Below are 669 nucleotides of genomic sequence, written 5' to 3'. Positions count from 1 at the left end.
TGTTGACGAGCAGGACGTCGGGAGCGAACCCTAGGACCTCCTCCAACTGGGCTAGGGTATCGACCTCGACTTCGATCTTGACCAGATGGCCGGCGCTGTTTCGTGCCCGCTCGAGCGCCGGGCGTATTCCGCCGGCGATGGCGATGTGGTTGTCCTTGATCAGGATGGCGTCGTCGAGGCCGAAGCGGTGATTGGACCCCCCACCTGCGCGCACGGCGTATTTTTCCAGCGCCCGCAATCCGGGCGTCGTCTTGCGCGTGCAGACGATCTTCGCATCGTGCCCGCGGACCGCATCTACGATCGATGCTGTCGCCGTGGCGATGCCGCTCAGATGGCACAGAAAATTGAGTGCCGTCCGTTCCGCGGTGAGAATGGTCCGGGCGGGACCGCTCACCGTTGCAATGATCTCTCCTTGCGAGACTTCGCTGCCGTCTGCTCGCTTAACGGTCAATTCGACGTTCTGGTCGATGAGCCGGAAGGCGAGCATCGCCAGATCGAGCCCAGCGACAGTTCCGGCCTGGCGCACCGAAAGCACGGTCGTCGCGTGATGGTTCTTCGGCACGATGGCGTCGGTCGTCAGATCACCCGCCCGGCCGAGATCTTCCAGAAGTGCTGCCCGCACCAGGGGCTCAAGCATGATTGCGGGAAGCGGCGAGAGGTTCATTGCTC

General features: G+C 63.2%; 1 protein-coding gene. It reads right to left on the bottom strand.

Annotated features, from left to right (window positions below; translation table 11 throughout):
* Nucleotides 1–664: carboxylating nicotinate-nucleotide diphosphorylase (gene nadC / locus EOA36_RS36560; RefSeq protein WP_127281320.1), on the bottom strand; the 664-nt coding region annotated here is incomplete at its 3' end.
* Nucleotides 665–669 lie beyond the last annotated feature (5 nt).

Source organism: Mesorhizobium sp. M8A.F.Ca.ET.021.01.1.1, from assembly GCF_003998025.1.
Lineage (GTDB): Bacteria > Pseudomonadota > Alphaproteobacteria > Rhizobiales > Rhizobiaceae > Mesorhizobium.
The sequence above is the reverse complement of the archived record's forward strand: the minus strand, read 5'-3'. Positions and strand labels throughout refer to the sequence as shown.